Source organism: Planobispora longispora, assembly GCF_016863135.1.
GTDB classification, from domain to species: Bacteria; Actinomycetota; Actinomycetes; order Streptosporangiales; family Streptosporangiaceae; genus Planobispora; species Planobispora longispora.
This window is the reverse complement of record NZ_BOOH01000049.1, coordinates 52,663-69,766: the sequence shown is the minus strand read 5'-3', so window position 1 is coordinate 69,766 and position 17,104 is coordinate 52,663. Positions and strand designations below refer to the sequence as shown.

Below are 17,104 nucleotides of genomic sequence, written 5' to 3'. Positions count from 1 at the left end.
ATCTCACGTCCAAGATCCACTTTCGACACACACCCTAGCGTGGGCCGGGTGAGGGCTGAGGCAGACCGGATGAGAGACGGCGCGGACCGGGTGAGAACCGGCGCGAACCGGATGCAGAACGGTCCCGCCGTGTTCTCCTTCTGGGTGGCGCTGGTCTTCTTCCCGGCCGCCGACCTGGCCCGCGGCTTCCGCTGGACGGAGGCGGCGGGCCTGGCCGCCGTCACGGCCTGCTACCTGCTGGGCGTGCGGGCCGCCTTCGAGCGGCCCGCCGCCGCGCGCGCGGCGCTGGCCGCTCTGGCCGGCGTCACGCTGGCCGGGTGCGCGGTCTGGGGCGGCACGTGGTTCTACCTGTGCCCGCTGGTCTCCATCGCCTGCGGCGTGGTGCTGCGCGGCAGGGCCGTGCCGGTCGCCCTGGCCACGGTGACCCTCGTCGCCATGGCGGTCACGCTCTGGAAGGGCGGGGGCCAGGACGCGGTCGCCGCCGTCGCCTGGGGCACCGGCATCGCGGGCGTCGTCGTCCACGTCACCCTTCAGCTGCACCGGACCCGGCGGGAGCTGGCCACGGCGGCGGTGAGCGAGGAGCGCGAGCGCTTCTCGCGCGACCTGCACGACCTGCTCGGGCACACGCTCTCGCTGATGGTCGTCAAGGCCGAGGCGGTGCGCAGGCTGGCCTCCCGCGACGCCGCCGCGGCCGCCCGGCAGGCCGCCGACATCGAGACCATCGGCCGCCGGGCGCTGGCCGAGGTGCGCGCGGCCGTCTCCGGCTACCGGGGACGCGGCCTGGCCGGCGAGCTGGACGCCGCGGGTGCGGCGTTGCGGGAGGCCGGGGTGCGGGCGGTCGTCGACGCCGGTGAGGTACGGCTCGCGCCGCACGCCGACGCGCTGCTCGGCTGGGCCGTACGGGAGGGCGTCACCAACGTGATCCGCCATGCCGGGGCCGCGGTGTGCGAGATCAGGGTGCGGGAAGGACGGGAAGAGGCTGTGCTGGAGATCGTGAACGACGGGGCCGCCGGGCCGGGGGAGTGGGGCAACGGGCTGCGCGGACTGGCCGAGCGGGCGGCCGCCGGGGGAGCGGCGTTCGAGGCCGGGCCCGCGGAGGGGGGCGGGTTCCGCCTCCGGATGGCGGTGCCGGTGCCGCGCGGGGACGCGCCGCGCGGGGCTGCACCGGGCGGGGACGCGGCGGGCCGTCCCGGGGAGACCGCGTGATCCGGGTGATGATCGCCGAGGACCAGGGCATGATGCGCGACGCCCTGGCGCTGCTGCTGGACATGGAGGACGACATCGAGATCGTCGCCCAGACGGGTGACGGCGATGCGATCACGGACGTCGCCCGGCGGGCCCGTCCCGACGTCGTCCTGCTCGATGTCGAGATGCCGGGCCGCAGCGGCCTCGACGCCGTCGGCGAGCTGTCCCGCGACGGCGCGGTCGTGCTCGTCGTGACCACCTTCGCCAGGCCCGGCTACCTGCGCAGGGCGATGGAGTCCGGCGCGGCGGGCTTCCTGGTGAAGGACGGTCCCGTGGAGGAACTGGCCGCCGCGATCCGCAGGGCCGTGGCGGGTGAGCGGATCGTCGACCCCGCCCTGGCCGCCGAGGCGCTCAACGCCGGGCCGAGCCCGCTGACCGGCCGCGAGCGCGAGGTGCTCGCCGCCGCCCTCGACGGCGCCGCCATCGCCGACCTCGCCGCCCGGTTGCACCTGTCGGAGAGCACCGTGCGCAACCACCTGTCGTCGGCCATCGGCAAGACCCGCACCCGCAACCGGATCGAGGCCGCGCGGCTCGCCCGCGACAACGGGTGGCTCTGAGCCTCGTCCCGGTGCCGCGGCGCCGTGGGCCGGACCCCGGCGGGGGCGGGGTGAGGGCCGCCCGTCAGGTCACCGGGGGCACTGTCACCGGGGCACTGTCGCCGGGGCGGGGCGAACAGGCTTCGTCACCAGGGCAGGGCGAACAGGCTGTAGTAGGCCGCCGCGACCAGCAGCAGGCCCGTCCCGCCGAGCGCCCCGGCGATCGCGACGTGCTGCGGGCGGCTGGGCCGCCAGCCCTCCCGCAGCGCGGAGACGACGGCGGCGACGGCCGTGACCTCCTGCAGGAGTATCAGCACGGCCAGGGCCCTGATGACGAGCCATCCGGCGAGCACCGCCGGCCAGGCTCCGGCCTGGTTCACCGAGAACAGCACCAGCAGGACGATGAACGCCATCACCGAGGCGAGCAGCCCGAGCGCGGTCCACGCCATCTGCCGGAACCTGCGCCGGATCGGCGGCCAGAGCCGGGCGTTGGCCTCGGCGGGCAGGTGGCGGCCGCGCAGCCGTACCACCATCGCGGCCACCGGGCCGGCCACGTACCCGACGGCGGCCAGGCAGAGCGTGAGCCCCAGGACCGCGCCCCCGGCGTACCACGGGGTGACGGGGACGTCGCTGGCCTCGAAGCGCTGGACCGGCGTGGCGCCCGCGATGGGCACCGAGGGGCGGGCCGTGCCGGGCAGGCCCGTGACCCAGTTGGCCAGCGTCTCCAGGTATCCCGGGACGAACGGCCCGCCGTGCAGGCGCATGCCGTGGTCGGCCCCGCCGAGGTAGCGGATCGTGTAGTCCGGGTTGCCCCCCGCCGTGAGCGCGCGGGTGAGCGCCCGGGTGCTCTCCACGAACGGGATCGAGGGGTCGCGCGTGCCGTACAGCGCCAGGACCGGCTGGTGGGTCCGGCGCAGCGCGGGCTCCGCGTCGTGACGGAGGAACTCCATGTCCACCGCGCCCATCGCCCGGATGAGCAGTTCGCGCACCCCGCCCGGCGCGTGCAGCCGGTCCAGCTGCTCGCCCAGCGCCCAGCTGACCTGCCGCATCGGTGAGACGTTCGGCGCGGAGACCAGCACGGTGAAGGAGACGTCGTCGCTGAGGGAGGCGGCGATGGGCACCACCCAGCTGCCCTCGCTGATCCCCCACAGGCCGGTGCGCGCCGGGTCGACGTCGGGGCGCTTGCGCAGCTCGGCCAGCATGCGCAGCGCGTCGTCGGCGAGCAGGCCGAAGTCGCGCTGGCGGAAGTCGTAGCCCACCGTCCGCTTGTCGTAGACGAGCGTGACGACGCCGGCCTTGGCCAGCCACTCGGCCTGCGTGGTGAACTCGCCCCGCACGCCCGGCCCCGCCCCTTGGACGAAGATCATCGCCGGATGCCTGCCCGGGGTGAGCGGCGCGCGGACCGTCGCCCTGAGGATGGTGCCCCGGGCCTGGACGGAGAGGTCCTGGGTGCTGATCGCGGCGCCGGCGGCGACCGGCCGGCGCTCGGCCTGAGGCTGGGCGGGGAGGGACTGGAAGGTCGCGTCCGCGTTCAGCGGGGCCGGGTCGAACGGCGGAGGCAGGGTGTAGCCCACCGTCGCGAGAGCCACCATGATCAAACCGGCGGTCACGCCCATCGTGCCACGGCCCACCCGCATGCCGATTCCGCTCCCCGATCGCCCTTGCGATTGCCACGTGTTCGGATGGTTTTCGTTACGTTTCCCGCTAGATCTTCAAGCCTACTCGTAACAGGCGTTTCCCGGCATTTCTTAACGGAGCGAGCGAGAGCGGAGAGGTAAGAGTGGCGTCATTTGTCGCTGAGGGCTGTTAGCTTCAGGCGACATGCGGGTGCTGCACACATCGGACTGGCATCTGGGCCGCTCGTTCCACCGGGAGAGTCTCCTGGCCGCCCAGGGCGCCTTCGTCGACCACCTGATCGAGACGGTCAGGGCCGAGCGGGTCGACGTGGTCGTCGTCTCCGGTGACGTCTACGACCGGGCGCTGCCCTCGGTCGACGCGGTGGACCTGTGCAACCAGGCGCTGCGGCGGCTGGTCGCCGAGGGCGTGCGCACCGTGCTGATCAGCGGGAACCACGACTCCGCGCGCCGCCTGGGCTTCGGCGCCGACCTCATCGACGCCGCGGGCGTGCACCTGCGCACCGACCCCGCGCGGACCGGCGAGCCCGTGATGATCGGGGACCCGGCGGGCGGCGGGGCGGGGGAGGTGGCCTTCTACGGCATCCCCTACCTGGAGCCCGAGCTGGTCCGCGGCCCGTGGGAGCTGCCCGAGCGCAGCCACACCGCCGCGGTCGGGCACGCCATGTCCCTGATCCGGGCGGACGCGGCCCGGCGCGGCACGCGCTCGGTGGTCCTGGCCCACGCGTTCGTGACCGGGGGACAGGGCAGCGACAGTGAGCGCGACATCAGCGTCGGCGGTCTCGCGCACGTCCCGGTCACGGTCTTCGACGGCGCCGACTACGTCGCCCTGGGGCACCTGCACGGCCGCCAGCGGATGACCGAGACCGTGCGCTACAGCGGCTCACCGATCGCCTACTCCTTCTCCGAGGCCGACCAGGTGAAGGGTTCGTGGCTGGTGGAGCTGGGGCCGGACGGGTTCGCCGGCGCCGAGTTCGTCGAGGCCCCGGTGCCCCGGCGGCTCGGGCGGCTCACCGGCCGCCTGGACGACCTGCTCACCTCCGCCGAGTACGCCGGCCACGAGGACCGCTGGCTCCAGGTGACGCTGACCGACCCCATCCGTCCCAAGGGGGCGATGGAGCGCCTGCGGACCCGCTTCGAGCACACGCTCACCCTCTCCTTCGAGCCCGAGGGCGGCGTCCGGGAGACGGTGACCCGCGCCCGGACGGCCGGCCGTCCCGAGATCGAGGTGGCGCTCGACTTCGTCCGGGAGGTGCGCGGCGAGGCCGCCGACGCCGAGGAGATCCTGCTGCTCCAGCGGGCCGTGGAGGCCTGCCGTACCAAGGAGGCGATGGCGTAGATGCGCCCGCACCGCCTGCGGATCACCGCGTTCGGCTCGTTCCCCGGGGAGGAGGAGGTCGACTTCGACGCCCTCTCCGAGGCCGGGCTGTTCCTGATCCACGGCCCCACCGGCGCGGGCAAGACCACCGTGCTGGACGCGCTGTGCTACGCCCTCTACGGCCAGGTGCCCGGCCAGCGCAACAGCGCCAGGAGCCTGCGCTGCGACCACGCTCCCCCGGCCCGGGGCCCGAGCGTGGTCCTGGAGGTCACCATCCGGGGCCGCCTCTTCAGGATCACCCGCTCGCCCGCCTGGCAGCGGCCCAAACAGCGCGGCACCGGCACCACCGAGGAGAAGGCCAAGGTCATCGTCGAGGAGCTGCAGGCCTCCGGCGAGTGGATCGGGCTGACCACCCGCGCCGACGAGGCCGGAGAGCTGGTCAGCGGCCTGCTCGGCATGAACGCCGCCCAGTTCTGCCAGGTCGCCATGTTGCCCCAGGGAGAGTTCGCCCGCTTCCTGCGGGCCGACGGCGAGGAACGCCGCAAGGTCCTGGAGCGGCTGTTCTCCGTCAAGATCTACGCCGCCGCCGAGTCCTGGCTCGCCGACCGCCGCACCGAGGCCTTCCGCGACCAGCAGGCCCTCCGCAGGGAGGTCGACTCCGTCGTCAACCGCATCGAGGAGGCCGCCGGTCTCGACCTGCTGGCCGCCCTCGCCGCCGTCCTGGAGGCCCCCTCCCCGCCGGGGGACGACGACTCCGATCCCGGCCTCTTCCCCCTCCCCGGCGCGGAACCGGGTACGGACCCCGCACCCGGCGGAACGGTCCCGGTGGAGGGCTCCGCCGCGGGTACGGCGGAGCCGGGCGGAACGGCGCCGGGACCGGGTACGGCGGGACCCGAGGGGGCGCGATCGCGCCCGGAGGGGTCCGCTGGAGCGGTTTCGGCGGAGGACGACCCGCTGGGCTGGGCGGACGCGCTCGTGACGCTGGCCGGGGAGGCGGCCGCCGCGGTGGCCGGGGAGGAGATCGAGGCCGCCGTGCTGGAGGCGCGCAGGCGGCTGGAGGACGGCGTCGCGCTGGCCGACCGGAGGCGGCGCCACGCCGAGGCGCTGACGCGGAGCCGGGCGCTGGAGGAGCGCGCCGAGGAGCGGGCCGACCTGGAGGCGATCCTCGCCGAGGCGGCCCGGGCCGACCGGGTGCTGCCCCTGATCCAGGAGGCCGGGCAACGGGCCGAGACGGCGGCCAAGACCCGCAACCTGGCCGCCGACGCGCGCTCCCGCGCCCTCCCGCTGCTGCGCGGGGCCGCCCCCGCGGCCGGGGGAGAAGACCGGGTCGCCGGTCCCGGCCGTCCCGCCGGGCCGGGCCGCGGCCCGGACGGCGCTCTCGGGTCCGCCGAGGAGCGGAGCGTCGGCCCGGACCTGCTCGCCGCGCTGGAGCGCGACCGGCGAGATGAGATCACCCGGCTGGGCGAGCTGCGCGCCGAGGAGACGCGACTGGGCGAGATCCTCCGCGAGCGCGTGCTGGAGGAGCAGGAGATCACCCGGCGGACCGTGGAGCAGGCCGGGGTCGAGACCCGCTTGGAGATCCTGCCCGCCCTCCGCGACGGGCTGGACGCCCGCCTCACCTCCGCCCGGCTGGACGCCGCCCGGCTTCCCGCGGCCGAGGCGGCCAGGGAGACCGCGGCCGCCCGGCTCCGGGCGGTCGAGAACCGCGACCGCCTGGCCGCCGACCTGGACGCCGCCCGGCGGGAGCTGACGGAACGGCTCTCCGTCCTGGAGCAGGGACGTGCCCCCCAGAACCCGGCGACGGACGCGGCCGGGCCCGAGGGGCGGGGCCCGGATGCCCCCGGGGAGGGGACCGGGGACCGGGAAGCGGCCGGGAGCCGGGATTCGGGCGCGCTCAGGGACGCGGCCGAACTCCGGGAGGGAATCGAGGGCTGGGATCCGGATGTCCCCGGGGACGTGGCCGAGCTGCGGGAGGCGCTGGGCTCCCGGGAGCGGGAGCGCCGTGACGCCCTGGCCGGGCTGGAAGGGCTCCGCGCCGACGAGGCGCGCCTCGCGGAGCTGGACGCCGAGCTCGCCGTCCTCGACGCGGACCTTCACGGCCTGACCGAACAGGAGGCCGCGCTCGCCGGGGCCCAGCGGGAGTTGCCCGCCGCGCTCGCCGAGGCGTCTGCCCGGCTGGCGGCCGTCCGGGCCGAGGCGGCCGGGATCCCGGCGGCCCAGGCCGCCGCCGACGCCGCCGCCGTCGTGCTGGAGTCCGCCCGGCGGCGGGACGCGCTCCGCGCCGACCTTGAGGCGGCGCGCGCCGCCAGGTCCGGGGCCGTCGACCGTGCCCAGGACCTCCGCGACCGGCTCCAGCACATCCGGCAGGCCCGCATCGACGGGATGGCGGCCGAACTCGCCGCCGGGCTCGTCCCGGGGGAGGCGTGCGCGGTCTGCGGTTCGCCCGACCACCCCGCCCCGGCCTCCCCGGCGGAGGCCGCGCCCACCGCCGACGACGAACGCGCCGCCCAGAGCGACTACGACGCGGCCACCGACCGGCGTCAGGCCGCCGAGAGCGCGGTCGCCGCCCTGGCATCCCAGCTGGACGAGGCCGTCGCCGTCGCCGGCGATCTCGCCGCCCCGGAGGCCGGGGAGGCGCTCGACGCGGCCCGGGGGGAACTCGCCGCCCTGCTCTCCGCGGCCGAGGCCGAGCCCGGGCTCGCCGCCGACCTGGACCGGGCCGCCGCCGAATTGGAGGCGGTGAAGGGGCGCGCCGGGGAGATCGACCGGCGCCTGGCCGAGGGACAGGCGCGCAGGATCGGCGCGCGGGCCGAGCAGGCCCGGCTGGAGTCCCGCCTCGACGAGGCCCGCGGCGCCGACCCCACCGTCCGGGCCCGCCGCGACCGCCTCGCCGCCGAGGCCGCCGCCCTCGCTCTCGCCCTGGCGGCCGCGGCGCGGGTGGAGGAGATCTCCGCGCTGCACCGGGAGGCGGCCACCAGGCACGGCATCGACCGCGACACGATCGGCCGCGGCCCGGCGGACGAGCCGGTCGGCGGGGATGAGTCACTCGGCGGGGACGAGCCGGCCGCCGGAGACGCGCAGGGAGAGCCCCGCGCGCTGAGCGCCGTCCGGGCCGCCGAGGACCTCCGGGAGGCGGAGCGGATCCTGGACGGGCTGCGGGAGGCGGCCGGCGCCGTTCCCGCGCTCGAAACCGAGCTGGGAGGCCTCGTCGCCGAGCTCAAGGACCTGCAGGAGCGCTCACGCGGGCTCGCGGTGGACCTGTCCGCGCGCCGCGCGAACGTGGAGCGGCTCACCGCCGAGGCCGACCGGACGGCCGCGCGCCTCGACGCGGCCCGGGGGGAGGACCCGACGCTGGCCGCCCGGCTGGAGCGGCTGGCCGACGAGGCCGAACTGCTCCGGGAGGCCGCCGAGGCCGCCCGGCAGGAGCGGGCCGCCGCGGCCGAGCTGGAGGCGGCCCTGGCGCGGGCCGGGGCGGCGGCCGCCGAGGCGGGATTCCTCGGGGTCGAGGACGCTCGCGCGGCGGTCCGGCCGGCCGCCGAGCAGGCGGACAAGGCCGAACGCCTCCGCGCGCTCGACCGGGAGCGCGCCGCCGTCGACGCCCAGCTGGCCGATCCGGAGCTGATCGCCGCCGCCGCGGAGCCCGAACCCGACCTGGCCGCGCTGGAGGCGGCCCGGGACGCCGCCGACACCGCGCACGCCGCCTTCCTGTCCACCCGGAACCGCGCCGAGGGCCGCCGCGACCGGCTGGCGGCGCTCCGCGCCGAGCTGGCCGGATGCCTGGGCCGCTGGCGGCCCGCCGCCGAACGCCACCGCCTGGCCGACCGGCTCGCCGCTCTGACCAGCGGAAACTCCTCCGACAACCGGTGGAGCATGCGGCTGTCGTCCTACGTGCTCGGCGAGCGGCTCCGGCAGGTGGTCGACTCGGCCAACGAGCGGCTGGACCACATGTCGGGCGGGCGCTACCTCCTGGAACACGATCTCAGGCGGGCGGCGGGCGACCGGAGCAGATCCGGCGGCGGGCTCGGGCTGCGCGTCCTCGACGGCTGGACCGGGGTGGACCGCGACCCCGCGACCCTGTCCGGCGGGGAGGGCTTCATCACCTCGCTGGCGCTCGCCCTCGGCCTGGCCGACGTGGTCACCGCCGAGGCCGGGGGAGTGGAGCTCGGCACGCTGTTCGTGGACGAGGGGTTCGGCACGCTCGACGAGGACACCCTGGACGGGGTCCTCGACATCCTGGACGGCCTGCGCGACGGCGGACGGGCCGTCGGGATCGTCAGCCATGTGGGCGAGCTGCGCACCCGGATCCCCGCTCAGCTCCAGATCCGCAAGGAACGCCACGGCTCGTCCATCCGCCAGTGATCCGGAGGGCCGCCGGCGCTCTCCGGGCCCGGGATCTCCCGTTGTCGCAGGGGATGCGGATGTGGCGGCAAATCACACATCGTGTAACAATTCGCCTACTCTAAGGATTGTTTGCGATCCGCCGATGGAGCGGCATGGACAGTTCTCGCGCTTGGCGTGTCTATCTCCTTGGCGGCTTCGCCGTCCTGGGAGTGTTCATGCTGCTGCCGTATGGCATGTCCAGAGACGTGGTGTACGTCCTGATCGGCCTGTCCGGTGTGACGGTCATGCTGATGTCGGCCGCCCGCTTCCGCAGCTCGATCTCCCTTCCCTGGGCGCTGATGGGAACGGGCGTGCTCATGGCCGTCCTCGGCGACAGCCTGTGGGTCTACTACGAGCACATCGCCGAGGTGAATCCCTTCCCCTCTCCGGCGGACGGGCTCTACCTGCTGGAATACCCCATCGTCGCGACCGCCCTGCACATCCTCGCCCGGCACCGGCGCTCTCCCGCCGACCGGGAGTCCCGGCTGGACAGCGCCATCCTCGTCGTCGGCCTGGCGTTGCCGTACTGGGTCCTGCTGATCGATCCCCAGCTCGGCAGCCCGGGGCCGGTCCTCACCCAGGCGATCCTGCTGGGATATCCCGTCGCCGACATCCTGCTGCTCGCCGGGCTCGTGCGGCTGGTGACCACCGCAGGCCCACGCACCCCCTCCTTCCGGATGATCACGATGGCGCTGGTCTGCGTGCTCGCGGGTGACGTGGCCTTCGTCCTGGTGGAGGACCCGCAGGGGTTCAGCGTGTCGCTGGGCGTCGTGCCCTTCCTGACGGCGTACCTGCTCTGGGGCGCGGCGGCGCTGCATCCCTCCGCCGCCGACCTGCTCCGCCCCACCCCGGAGGCGGCCCCCTCCCTGACCACCCGGCGGTTGCTCGTCCTCACCGCGGTGGTCCTGCTCGCCCCCGGCACCCTGATCGTGCAGCTCGTCGCCGGAGTGGAGCCGAGCACCTGGGCCGTGGCGATCACCTCCGCCATTCTGTTCGTCCTGGTGGTCGTCCGCATGGCCGCGATGCTCCGGCGCATGCAGGAGCAGGCGCGGCGGCTGGACGAGATCGCCCGCACCGACACCCTCACCGGCCTGCCCAACCGCCGCACCCTGGACGCCCAGCTCGCCCGCGAGTACGACCGCGCCGCCCGCGGCGGCACCCCGCTGACCCTGGCGCTGCTGGACCTGGACCGCTTCAAGCGCTTCAACGACACCTACGGCCACCAGGCCGGCGACGAGCTGCTGGCCGGGGCCGCCACCGCGTGGAGCCTGGTGCTGTCCTCCGGTGACATGCTGGCCCGCTACGGCGGCGAGGAGTTCGTGCTGCTGATGCCCGGCCGGGACCTGGACGGCGCCGAGCACCTGCTGTCGGCGCTGCGCCTGGTCACCCCGGAGAAGCAGACCTTCTCGGCGGGCCTGGCCCGCTGGGACGGCCGGGAGAGCCCGCTGGAGCTGCTGCGCCGCACCGACAAGGCCCTCTACGCGGCCAAGGAGGCCGGGCGCGACCGCGTCGTGCGGGCGGACCCGCCGGTGACGTCCGGCGCGCCGCCCCTGGAACCCACCTCCCTGACCAGCACCTGAAGACCGCCCGTCCTACCGGCTCACCGCCGAGGCGAGGGCGCGCACCCGGTCGGCGTGGCGGTCATGGCCGATGATCACCGGCGGCTCGTTGTACGGCATGGCGTCGGAGGAGCGGCGCAGCTTGACGTACTGCCCGCAGGCGTCCACCGCGTAGGGCTCCATGTCGTCCTGGAGCGCGCCGATCACCGTGATCCCGTAGGTCTCGCCGATCCGGCGGAACAGCGCCACGGCCTCGCGCCGGTGCTCCTTGCCGAGGTTGCGGCCCAGCTCGTCCAGGACCAGGCAGAGGTGCCCGCCGCCGGAGGAGGCGATCGCCGCCGCGCAGACCAGCTTCACCGCCTTCTCGTCCATCAGCGCGGTGTTGGCCCGCCGGTTGTACGGCACGAAGCCCTGGCCCTCGCCCCGGCGCCACTTCGGGACGACCCGCCACGCCCAGCGCTGCTCCGGGTCGGCGGGCGCGGGCGGGACCGGGAACTCCAGCGTCGCGCCGTACCCGCCGTAGGAGGTGTCCAGCTTCTCGAACTCCTCGGCCACCCGGGTCAGCCGCGCCTTGATCGCCGCGGTCAGCGCCGCACGGTGCACGGCGGTGGACTGGGCGGCCTCCTCGGCGCCCCTGGCGGCGGCGGACAGGTCTCGCTGCCGGGTGGCGAGCTGGGCCTCGATCTGGCGGCGCTGGTGGCGTTCGTACTCCTCCTGGGCGCGCAGGTAGGACGAGAGCGCCCCGCACACGCCGGGGAACGTCGCCTGCTCCCGGGCGGTCCGGCCCGCGCCCGGCTCGGCCCGCTCCCGCAGGAGGAAACGGAGCTCCTCGGGCATCTCCTCGTCCTCGGCGGGGAAGGTGGCGCGCAGGGCCTCGTCCAGGCGGCGCTCGGCCGCCCGCCACCACTCCTCGGCGGTCAGCGGGCGCTCGTCGTCGCCCAGCGCGTCCAGCCACTCGCGCGCGCCCTCGGCCGTCCCGCCCCACTCGCGGGCCAGCGCGTCCAGGCGCAGGGCGTCGCGGTCGGCGGCGATCCGGGCCGTCTGCTCTCCGGCCCGGTCGCGCTCGGCCTCGTGGCGGGCCCGGCGGCCCTCCAGCCGCTCGATCTCCATGTTCCTGGTCCGGGCGCGGAAGTCCAGCGCGCTCGCCCGCTGCTCGGCCTCGGCGATCTTCGGCGTGATCTCGCCCAGCGCCTCGGTCAGCTCGGTGAGCCGGGCCCGCCGCTCGGCCAGCCGCCGCTCGACGTCGGTCAGCCGCACGGCCGCCCGGGCGCCCTCCAGCCGCCGCTCGGCCTCGGCCACCCCGTCCTCGGCGGCCCGTACGGCGTCCGCCGCCGTCTCCTGCGCGTCACGCGCCCGGTGCAGCCGCACCTCGGCGGCCTTGATCCGGGCCTCCCGGCCGGTGGTCACCGCCTCGAACGCGCCCACCACGGTGATCCCGGCCGAGCTGACCAGGACCGACCCGGGAAGCCCGGCCAGCGCCCGCGCCGCCGCCTCCAGGTCGGCCGCGTCGACGACGACCGCGTGCTCCTGCGGCCAGCCCCGGCTCCCCGTCACAGAGACCGCGCCCGCCGCGCCGCCCGCGCCCCCTGCCCGGTCCGCCGCGTCGTCACGGGCCTGCTCGGCCACGTCGATCGCGTCGAGCAGGCCGCTCGCCCCGACGCCCGCCGTGGCGAGCGCCTTGAGCTGGGCCGCGGCCGGACCGCCCTCGGCGTCCTCCAGCGCCGCCGCGGCGCCGGCGGCCTCCCGGTCGGCCACGCCCAGGGACTTCAGCGCCTCGGTCAGCCGCACCCTGGCCTGCGCCAGCTCGGCCTCGGCGGCCTGGGCGTCACGGCCGTCGGCCAGCCGCCGCCGCTCCTCCAGGGCGGGGATCAGACCGCGCAACTCGTCGGCGGAGTTCTCCGCCACGGCCCGGTCGGCGTCGAGCTTGGCCGCGCGGGCCTGCAGGGCGGCCAGCTCGCCGCGGGCCTCGGCCAGGCCGCGGTCCAGCGTGTCGTCCTTCAACGTGGCGATCTCCGCGCGGACCGTCTCGATCGCCTCCGCGGCGCGCTCGCCCTCCTGCCGGAACCGCGCGAGCTCGGAGGCGAGCGCCTCGTCCCGCCGCGTCGCGTCGGCCAGCCTGCGGGCCAGCCGCCCCCGCCAGCAGCGCAGCGCGTCCGCCAGGCCGACCCTGGCCCGGTCCCGGCGGTCGAAGGTCTCCAGCAGGGTCCGCGACTCGTCCTCGAACTCCTTGAGCAGCTCCATGGCCCGCCCCGCCCGGACGCGCTTGGCGTGCTCGTCGCGCCGGGCCTCCCGCTCCTGGTCGAGCTCGGCGTCCAGACCGGTGAGCGCTGCGATCGCCTCGAAGACCCGTTCCGGGGAGATCTCGTTGAGCGGCTGGGAGAGCAGGTTCGTGGCGACCTTGCTCCGCACCGAGGTGGACAGGAACGACACGCAGCGGACGCGGTCGCCGTACAGGAACCTCGTCAGGTCGCGCGCGACCACGTCACGCCGCCCGGCCGAGCGCGGCAGGGTCGCCCACACCTCGTCGGCGCGCGCCACCCGCTCCGCCTCCGAGGACGCCGCGGCGACCCGCACCCCGCGCGTCCACCGGATCTCCAGATGCGGCGCCTCCTGGTTGACCCGCAGCCAGACGGTCACCGCGTCGTCCATCGTGCCGGCGCCGGCGAAGACGCCCACGATGTAGCCGTGGGAGGCGCTGGACCAGGCGCGCCCGCCGCCCCCGGCCGCGAGCTCGGCGTTGAACAGCAGCTCGGAGACGGCCTTCGCGCCGGAGGCGAAGCGCCACTGCTCGTCGCCGAGCAGTGCCGTGATCATCGCGATGAACGAGGACTTGCCCGCGCCGTTGGAGTCCTTCGGCCCCGCGCCGGCGACCACGATCAGCGTGCCCGGCACGATCGGCACCGGATGCGTGGACAGCCGGGAGATGTTGACCGCCTGCACGGCGATCAGAACCCGGTCGCCGACCACGTTCTCGCTGGGCGCGCCCGTCCGCGCGTCCACCGCCACCAGGCTCGCCTGGTCCCCGCGGTCCGTCTGGCTCGGCTGCTGGGTCAACCCTGTCGTTCCTTCCTCCGGAGCCCTCGGCGCGGCACTGGGTGCGGTCTCCGCCGTGGCTGTCGATGTGCTCTCCGCGTGGGTTCCGCCGTCCGCGGGGTTCACCGGCGCTTGGCCCGTACGGCCGCCGCCAGCGGGGTGTTCGGACCGGCGGCGAGGATCAGCTCCTCCTGCAGGCGCCGCCGGGCCCGGCCGGTCAGCCGGTGGAACTGCGGGCCCGGCACGTAGCCGCCCGCCTCCTCCCCGGCCTTCACCTGGGTCAGCAGCCCCGCGTGACGCAGGGCCCGCAGCGCGGCCTCCAGCTCGCCGATCGGCATCATGGTGTGCCGCCGCAACTCCTCCACCTGGGTGGGGAACGGCGAGGACCAGCTGTCGGCGGGCAGCACGCCCTCGGCGCGCGGGATCGCCACCGAGTGGATCAGCACCAGCGTCAGGACGGCGCGCTCGGCCTCGCCGGGGGCCGTGCCCGCCTCGGCCGCCACGTCGTCGGCGTAGCCCGAGGTCCAGACCTCCCGCCCCGGGACGAGGACCCGCCCGCGCCGCTGGAGCAGCTCGGCGAGCACGCGGCGGAGCGCCGGGTCGCGCAGCGCGGGGAAACGGGCCTCGTGCACCGGCTCGGCGGCGTGCTCCACCGCCATGAAGGCGGCGACGACCTCCGCCCGCCGGCGCTCGTCGAGCGGGCCGAGCACGTCGTCGTCCACCGCCTCGGGCACCGTGACGCTCGCGGCGGTCCCGGCGGCGCCCGCGGTGGGCAGTACGTCGAGCCCGGCCGCCTCCGCGCCCGGGGCGGGCAGGCGGCGCACCAGCTCCCGCAGCTGCGCGTGCGACTCCGCGGGCCAGGAGGCGCACCGGGGGCCGAGCCGTACCAGACCGTCGCCGACCACCAGCCAGGCGGAGTCGTGCAGCCGGCGCAGCGCGCCCACCGCCCAGTTGCGCATGAGATCGTCGCCCCGGCCGATGAGCGCCCGGTAGGCGGCGAGCACGTCGTCCACCGGCGCGGGCGCGCCCGGCCAGGGATCGGCGGTCAGGTCGCTCCAGCAGCACTTCAGCGCGGCGGCCAGCACCCGCCGGGTCTCCCCGGACCGTTCCACCTGGACCGGCGCGACCTGGTATTCCTCCAGGACCGCGGGGGTCGCGCCGTCGGGCCAGGCGGGCAGCGCGAAGCCGGAGCCGTCGCCGCGCGCCAGCCGGATCATGCCCCGCGGGGCGGGGGCGTCCGCCTCCAGGGCGAGCGGGCCGGCCGCCCGGGCCCGCACGTGCGCGAGCTCGGTCGTCACCTCGGAGGCCGGTCTCACCTCGGACACCGGTGTCACCTCGGACACCGGTGTCACCTCAGGCCTCACGGTCGGTCCTCTCCAGCACGCCGTGGGAGAGCCAGGCCGGCTCGGCGCCGGGGCCGGCGGTCAGGCCGTCGCTCCAGCGCAGCCGGTAGGGCGACTCGGGGCGCAGATCGATCGAGACCAGGTCGGCCAGGAGGCGGCGGGCGGAGACCCACTCGCCGTCGGCGGTGAGCAGCTCCTCCAGCCGGGCCGAGGTCCGCGTGCCGAGCGCGCCCTCGGCGACGGAGGCCAGCCGGTCGAGCCCGTCGGAGGCCGCGTCGTAGGAGTCGGCCGGGCCGGGGTCGGGCAGGGCCGAGCGCGGGGGAGTGGGCTGGACGGGCGCGGGACGCGGGCTCTCGTCGACCGCCCGGACGATCGCCGCCGGGTCGTGCCACGGCGCGGGGGCGTCGAAGACGAAGCCGTCGAGCACCGCGGCCAGCCGCTCCTTGCTCGCGGTCTGGGCGAAGGTCCGCCAGGTCTCGGCGGGCAGCAGCGTCAGGTTGCGCGTGGTGCCCGCGGAGTCGGCCAGCCGCCCGGCCGCGCGGCGGGAGGCGTCGCTGTAGGCGTAGATCGCGGAGCGCAGCTCGGTGCAGGTGCGGTCGAGGTCGGGCCAGCGGTTCAGGATCGTGCCGTGCAGGTTCTGCGCCCGGCGGGCGATCTCCTCGGTGCCCCAGAGCTTGGGGGCCTGCTCGCGCAGCTCCTCGATGGTGCCGCCGGTCAGCGTGACCAGCTCCAGCGCCCACAGGCGGAACGCCCGCGCCAGGTTCTGCGCGCTGGCGCGCGCCTCCTCCATGGTCGTGCGCGGGTCGGCGACGTTGAGGTCTTCCAGCGCCAGCAGCCGGTGCATCTCCGACTGGCCGCCGTCGTCCATCATCCGCCGGATGAACATCAGCCCCACCACGCTGGTGAACGACGCCCGGTAGCGGAGCTGGTTGGGCTTGGGGAACACCTCGCGGATCGCGCCGAGGCCCTTGAGCACCCGCAGGCGGTTCTCGAACATGTCGGGGGAGTAGGCCCGGCAGACGTGCCGCATCTGCTCGTGGGTCAGCCACTCCTCCCCGGCCTCGGCGAAGGCCGCGAACAGGGTCTCGGCGATGTCGACCAGGACGGGGTCGTCCACGACCGCGCCGCTGTCGCGCGCGAGCGCGGCGAACATCCGGCGGTAGGTCGCGAGCACGGCCTCCTCGCCCAGCGCGGAGTCGAGCGTGATCTCGTGGTTGGTCTCTGGCACGCGCTATACCGTACGGCCTGCGCCCGACAATCCCGTCCCGGATCCGCCCAGGGCGATCAGACCGGGCGGGCCGGCGGAAGAGCCTCAGAACAGGCCGCGGGGCAGCGGGACCAGCAGGTAGGCGCCGCCCGCCAGGGACGCGAGCGCGACGAGCAGGAACAGCACCACCCAGATCCCGGCGGGCAGGAAGGTCAGCCGGGCGAGCTGGTCGGCGTCGGAGTCGGGCACCCCGCCGTACCTGCGCTTGCGCCGCAGCTCCAGGATCGGCCGGATCCCGCCGAACAGCAGGAACCAGACCGCCAGGTAGGCGATGATCGCGTCCACGTCCGGCGGGGCGTACCAGGTCAGCGCGGTGATCGCCCCGCCGGTGGCCAGCAGGCTCACCACCCCGAACAGGTTGCGGATCAGCAGCAGCATGCAGATCAGCAGCACGATCACGACGGCGATGAGCACGGCGACGTAACCCGCGGAGGTCAGCCAGGCCCCGCCCAGGCCCAGCAGCGACGGCGCGACGTACCCCGCGGCGGCCGTCAGGATCATGCCGGGTCCGGTCGGCCTGCCCCGGGTGAGCGTCACGCCCGAGGTGTCGGAGTGCAGGCGGATGCCCTGGAGCTTGCGCCGGGTGAGCAGCGCCATCAGAGCGTGCCCGCCCTCGTGCGCGATGGTGACCAGCCCGCGGGAGATCTGCCACGAGGTGGACCACCCCACCACGGCCAGCGCCGCGAGCGCGGACAGCAGCACGACCCAGCCGGACGGTTTGGGCTGGGCCGTGGTCAGGGTCACCCACACTTCGGTCAAGGATCGACTCTCCCCACGGAGGTTCCGGAA

At 75.7% G+C, this 17,104-nt stretch carries 10 protein-coding genes; 5 read left to right on the top strand and 5 right to left on the bottom strand.

Features of this window, described 5'->3' with window-relative positions; translation table 11 throughout:
- The first annotated feature begins 48 nt into the window (after positions 1-48).
- On the top strand, positions 49-1,206 hold the full coding sequence (locus Plo01_RS29500) for a sensor histidine kinase (RefSeq protein ID WP_203893986.1): 1,158 nt from the start codon (positions 49-51) through the stop codon (positions 1,204-1,206).
- Positions 1,203-1,802, top strand: coding sequence for a response regulator transcription factor (locus Plo01_RS29495; protein WP_203893985.1), 600 nt, complete (start codon positions 1,203-1,205; stop codon positions 1,800-1,802). The genes Plo01_RS29500 and Plo01_RS29495 overlap by 4 nt, the downstream gene beginning before the upstream one ends.
- A 125-nt stretch (positions 1,803-1,927) precedes the next feature.
- Here Plo01_RS29495 and Plo01_RS29490 read toward each other — a convergent pair whose 3' ends face one another.
- The gene (locus tag Plo01_RS29490; protein WP_203893984.1) at positions 1,928-3,418 is read right to left on the bottom strand and encodes an alpha/beta hydrolase family protein; all 1,491 of its coding nucleotides are present in this window, start codon (positions 3,416-3,418) and stop codon (positions 1,928-1,930) included.
- Positions 3,419-3,602: 184 nt separating this feature from the next.
- On the opposite strand from Plo01_RS29490, the gene Plo01_RS29485 reads away from it, so the two are divergent.
- The 3 genes from Plo01_RS29485 (at position 3,603) to Plo01_RS29475 (ending at position 10,693) form a co-directional block, all read left to right on the top strand.
- Positions 3,603-4,754, top strand: a complete 1,152-nt coding sequence (locus Plo01_RS29485) for an exonuclease SbcCD subunit D (RefSeq protein ID WP_203893983.1) — start codon at positions 3,603-3,605, stop codon at positions 4,752-4,754.
- Entirely contained in the window at positions 4,755-9,092 is a 4,338-nt protein-coding gene (locus Plo01_RS29480; protein ID WP_203893982.1) for an AAA family ATPase, read from the top strand.
- A 197-nt stretch (positions 9,093-9,289) separates the two neighbouring features.
- Positions 9,290-10,693: a GGDEF domain-containing protein gene (locus tag Plo01_RS29475; RefSeq protein ID WP_203893981.1), complete on the top strand. Its 1,404-nt coding sequence runs from the start codon at positions 9,290-9,292 to the stop codon at positions 10,691-10,693.
- Between the two features lie 12 nt (positions 10,694-10,705).
- Here Plo01_RS29475 and Plo01_RS29470 read toward each other — a convergent pair whose 3' ends face one another.
- The 4 genes from Plo01_RS29470 to Plo01_RS29455 form a co-directional block, all read right to left on the bottom strand.
- A complete protein-coding gene (locus Plo01_RS29470) occupies positions 10,706-13,726 on the bottom strand; it encodes a coiled-coil domain-containing protein (protein ID WP_239317299.1) in 3,021 nt (1,006 codons plus the stop codon).
- Positions 13,727-13,827: 101 nt separating this feature from the next.
- Positions 13,828-15,030, bottom strand: a complete 1,203-nt coding sequence (locus Plo01_RS29465; RefSeq protein WP_239317332.1) for a hypothetical protein — start codon at positions 15,028-15,030, stop codon at positions 13,828-13,830.
- A 28-nt stretch (positions 15,031-15,058) separates the two neighbouring features.
- Positions 15,059-16,276: a hypothetical protein gene (locus Plo01_RS29460; RefSeq protein WP_203893980.1), complete on the bottom strand. Its 1,218-nt coding sequence runs from the start codon at positions 16,274-16,276 to the stop codon at positions 15,059-15,061.
- A gap of 84 nt (positions 16,277-16,360) precedes the next feature.
- Positions 16,361-17,074, bottom strand: a complete 714-nt coding sequence (locus tag Plo01_RS29455; protein ID WP_203893979.1) for a M50 family metallopeptidase — start codon at positions 17,072-17,074, stop codon at positions 16,361-16,363.
- Between the last annotated feature and the right edge of the window lie 30 nt (positions 17,075-17,104).

Excerpts from the sequence above, each read along its gene's own strand:
- Plo01_RS29490 (WP_203893984.1), bottom strand. The coding sequence starts at position 3,418 with ATGCGGGTGGGCCGTGGCACGATGGGCGTGACCGCCGGTTTGATCATG.
- Plo01_RS29485 (WP_203893983.1), top strand. The coding sequence starts at position 3,603 with ATGCGGGTGCTGCACACATCGGACTGGCATCTGGGCCGCTCGTTCCAC.
- Plo01_RS29480 (WP_203893982.1), top strand. The coding sequence starts at position 4,755 with ATGCGCCCGCACCGCCTGCGGATCACCGCGTTCGGCTCGTTCCCCGGG.
- Plo01_RS29475 (WP_203893981.1), top strand. The coding sequence starts at position 9,290 with ATGCTGCTGCCGTATGGCATGTCCAGAGACGTGGTGTACGTCCTGATC.